The following is a 3,752-nucleotide window of genomic DNA, read 5'->3' on the forward strand; positions in this document are numbered from 1 at the left end:
TGGATGGCTACACCACGCGGGCTATCAGATAAAATCCGCTGTAAAATTAAGTTAAGACTTGAAAATTCTCGATTCTATTAGACATCTCCGAAAATTAAATGTGCGTTTCCTAGAACCCTTGTAGAGACGTTCCATGGAACGTCTCTACATTCTTGGTCGGAGATGTCTATTGGATTGTCATCTCAGAAGCTAAAAATGAACGCAACAAGAAAAAACTAGCAATAGATTTAGCATCTACAAATTGTCCTGTCAAAATGGCCGTTTCTAATTCTTGAGGAGTGAGTAATACCGTTTCGATATCTTCATCTTCATCTTTTGCTGGTGGTATTTCCAGCTTTTGTAAATCTCTAGCGATAAAAGCATAGATAACTTCATCGGAATAACCAGGAGCAAGAAAAAACTCCCCTAGTTTATCCCACTGACGAGCATGATAGCCGGTTTCTTCTTCAATTTCCCGTTTCACAGTCTCTAAAGGACTTTCATTGGGTTCTACAGTACCAGCAGGAAATTCTAACAATCTTCCCTGAACTGCAAAGCGATATTGACGCACAAGTACAAGCTTACCATCTGTGGTCATAGGTATAGCCAAAGCACCGCCGGGGTGACGAATACATTCCCATTCCCCTTCTGATTTGTTGGGTAAACGCAAACGATTAACTTCAAAGTCAAATTTGCGCCCTTTATAAAACAAGCGCTGCTTCAGCAACTGTGGTAATTCTCTCCCTAATGGCATAGTCAGGTTCTATTATTTGTCAATATAAAGAATTTATACGGGGCTTTTTTTTGTCATCAGTTCTTTTTAGACTAAAAAAATGGTAATTTTTTTACATTCTTACTTTCTGGAAGAGAGTAGGGAGTAATTATGAAAAATGAGAAAGCACCCCGGTTTTTTCAACTGGGGGGCTAAAATTTTGTAGTTCACCACAACGCCGTTTTACCTAAGTTTATGACCTGGTTAAACCAGGTGGGAACCGAGGTTTCTCATTTAAAGTTTCCGGGTACAAGCCCGGTATACTGCCATGAGAAGTATTTAGCTCCCTTGTTGTTAAAGACATAGATCAAAAAACTTGATGGCAGTCACCAATCGTCGCAGTGGAACTAACCTATTATAGCTTTGAAAAATAGTTTGTGTGTTTATTCTGGAAAATTTTGACAAATTTTTGTTGGGGGATACCAGATAGATTCTATTTTATGTATAATTTCGTTTGTTGCATTTCGATTGTTTTGCTCTAATAAAACGGTGATATGTCCTAGTTTACGTCCTGGACGAGCTTCTGTTTTACCGTACCAGTGAACAGTGGCTTGGGGAATTTCTGCTAGTTGTTGACGTTGTTTTTGGTAGTCGCTTTGACTGGTTTCATATCCTAGTAAGTTAACCATGACAGCACTAGCGCAATTTAATCTAGTATTGGTTAATTGTAAACCACACACGGCTCTGAGGTGTTGTTCAAATTGGGAAGTTTCACAAGCGTCAAGGGAAAAATGTCCAGAGTTGTGGGTGCGTGGTGCTATTTCATTGACTAGGATTTTCCCGTCAGCGGTGAGAAATAGTTCTATACCAAAAACTCCTACATATTCCAGGCTATTTAACAGTTTATAGGCAATCGCTTCAATTTCTAAACTTTGTTCTTTAGTAATTGTAGCAGGTGCAATTACCCATCTACAAACCTGTTCTTTTTGAAAAGTTTCTACCACTGGATAGGTGACAATTTCCCCGTTTACAGAACGTGCTGCAATGATAGCTAGTTCTTTTGTAAAAGGTACAAATTCTTCAACCAAAAACTGGGCGTTGCTGTGATTAATTATTTTTGATAAAGTTGCAAAATCGGGAATGATAAAAGTTCCTTGACCATCATATCCATGTCTGCGGGTTTTGAGAACCACAGGAAAACCCAAATTTTCCATTTGTGATTCTACCTCTTTTTCCCTTGACAAGGCAAAAAACTGGGGAACTGGTAAACCTAAATCTTGTAAATAGCAACGTTGTTCATATTTATCTAATAGAGGTGCTAAAGCTGCTAACTGAGGACGAAAGCAAACACCTTGTTTTTCTAAAATTGATAAAGCGGTGAGGTTAACAAATTCATTTTCAAAGGTAATAATATCACATTTTGTAGCTAAAATTTCTGTGGCGGCGGCATCATCAACTGCGGCCAAAATGCTATCCGAGGCAATAGATACAGCCGGATCATTTTGGCCAGGAGTTTGGACTATTAATTCTACTCCCAGCTTATTTGCTGCATCTCCCATCATCCAAGCCAGTTGTCCACCACCGATTATACCAAGTTTCATTAACATCCTAAGGAATCACGAGTTTCTACACCAGTTTGGGAATTTACACCCCTGGCTTTTTGACATAGCTCTTTAATTTGCGCTTTATCTAGAATTGCCTCTGTAAAATCCGCACCTGTAATGTTAACATCTGCAAATATAGTACGGAGTAAAAGAGTTTCCTTTAAAACAGCATCAGTTAAATCAGCACCTATTAATTTTACCCCATCAACCATGGCATTTGTCAAATCTGCCCCATGTAAATTTGCTTTTGTCATTACTGAAGCACTTAAAATTGCCCCTCGCAAGTCAGCGCTTGTAAAGTTAGCCATTTCTAGGTTAGCGTTAGAAAATTCCGCTGCTTGTAAACTCTGTCCAGAAAAATCTCGTCTTGACAACTCTGCATTACTAAAAGATAAAGGATGAGTCCAGTCTGCTAGTGCGGGCTGTGAAATGCACAAAATCATAATTACCAAAATAAATCCTAAGCCCTTTTGCCAAAACATATTTTATCAGTCCAAGTTACTATGATCTAGTTTAATCTGATCATGGGTAATTGGTAATGGGTAATTGGGTGAATTTTGGGCAATTCTTAATATTTTGTAATAAATTTTTGAGTGATTACTATATTCTCTAAATTGGTGAAGATTGGATAATTAGGCTGTCAGGACTTGAATATTTACAATTATTCATAAACTTTGATGACAAGTAAAGTTTATTATCTTTTCAATTATCACAGGTCGAACAAGTGTTAGTCTGTTAACTATGGTCATAGCTGTAGGAGCGAAGTTGCCAATATGTACATAATGTTTAATAGATATGTAGAATGATGGACTTAAATTTAATGTTATTGCTAACAGTTATCTGACTAATACCAAATCAAGATCAAGCTGCATAGAATCAGGTTTAAAGAATAATTAACCGCAGCGGTGAGTTGGTATTTAGTTTTATGCAAATTTTCGAGTTATTGAAATTGACCTAAGACACATATTCACAAGGTGAAATTGGTATTTTTATGATGGATCGTTACTCTATTCAATGGATTGAAGCGTGGTGTTTAGAAAATGGCTGGACAGATTTATTTATGGAGAGACGTGGTAATTATTGGGCGTTTCCTCCGGGGGGGGTGATGCCAGAACCAATACCAATGAATGTGTTAAGAATAATTAAAGAGGAAAATGGCTTCACTAATCAAGAAATGTACTGGGCTTGTGCGGCCATATCCACCACGATTTTAGCAGTGATTTATACGTTTTGGTTTAAATGTCCGATTCCTTTAGTGTTATCTTTTGCGTTTAATGCTGTAACAGTAGCACAATTTGAACCAGAAGATGCCTAGACTCGGTAATATGCTGTAAGTGTTGGGTTTTGTTCCTCAACCCAACCTACAAAACTAAGTAAGTGAACGGAAAAAAACCGACATACAGCAGTTTCCGAAGTTATGAGGTACAGTTAGTAATAATAAAGATAATACTGTCATG

At 37.6% G+C, this 3,752-nt stretch carries 4 protein-coding genes and 1 other RNA gene; 1 reads left to right on the forward strand and 4 read right to left on the reverse strand.

Annotation, left to right across the window (positions count from 1 at the left end; genetic code table 11):
- Positions 1 to 166: 166 nt before the first annotated feature.
- From ACIR131C_RS0116515 to ACIR131C_RS0116525, 4 genes are all read right to left on the reverse strand, one after another.
- Positions 167 to 733 carry an NUDIX hydrolase gene (locus ACIR131C_RS0116515; protein WP_028083147.1) on the reverse strand — a complete coding sequence of 189 codons (567 nt, stop codon included), beginning with the start codon at positions 731 to 733 and terminating at the stop codon, positions 167 to 169.
- Positions 734 to 914: 181 nt separating this feature from the next.
- A non-coding RNA gene (gene ssrS, locus ACIR131C_RS24755) (6S RNA) lies at positions 915 to 1,099 on the reverse strand.
- Between the two features lie 35 nt (positions 1,100 to 1,134).
- Positions 1,135 to 2,292: a 5-(carboxyamino)imidazole ribonucleotide synthase gene (locus tag ACIR131C_RS0116520; RefSeq protein ID WP_028091095.1), complete on the reverse strand. Its 1,158-nt coding sequence runs from the start codon at positions 2,290 to 2,292 to the stop codon at positions 1,135 to 1,137.
- Positions 2,292 to 2,777 (reverse strand): pentapeptide repeat-containing protein, encoded by a 486-nt coding sequence (locus ACIR131C_RS0116525; RefSeq protein ID WP_028091096.1) that lies wholly within the window; start codon positions 2,775 to 2,777, stop codon positions 2,292 to 2,294. The genes ACIR131C_RS0116520 and ACIR131C_RS0116525 overlap by 1 nt, the downstream gene beginning before the upstream one ends.
- 509 nt (positions 2,778 to 3,286) lie before the next feature.
- On the opposite strand from ACIR131C_RS0116525, the gene ACIR131C_RS0116530 reads away from it, so the two are divergent.
- Positions 3,287 to 3,610 carry a slr1957 family protein gene (locus ACIR131C_RS0116530; protein WP_028091097.1) on the forward strand — a complete coding sequence of 108 codons (324 nt, stop codon included), beginning with the start codon at positions 3,287 to 3,289 and terminating at the stop codon, positions 3,608 to 3,610.
- Positions 3,611 to 3,752: the final 142 nt, after the last annotated feature.

Origin of the sequence: Dolichospermum circinale AWQC131C (assembly GCF_000426905.1) — a bacterium.
Classification (GTDB): Bacteria; Cyanobacteriota; Cyanobacteriia; order Cyanobacteriales; family Nostocaceae; genus Dolichospermum; species Dolichospermum circinale.

What these genes read in the sequence shown, in the direction of transcription:
- ACIR131C_RS0116515 (WP_028083147.1), bottom strand. Translation starts at nt 733, where the DNA reads ATGCCATTAGGGAGAGAATTACCACAGTTGCTGAAGCAGCGCTTGTTT.
- ACIR131C_RS0116520 (WP_028091095.1), bottom strand. Translation starts at nt 2,292, where the DNA reads ATGAAACTTGGTATAATCGGTGGTGGACAACTGGCTTGGATGATGGGA.
- ACIR131C_RS0116525 (WP_028091096.1), bottom strand. Translation starts at nt 2,777, where the DNA reads ATGTTTTGGCAAAAGGGCTTAGGATTTATTTTGGTAATTATGATTTTG.
- ACIR131C_RS0116530 (WP_028091097.1), top strand. Translation starts at nt 3,287, where the DNA reads ATGATGGATCGTTACTCTATTCAATGGATTGAAGCGTGGTGTTTAGAA.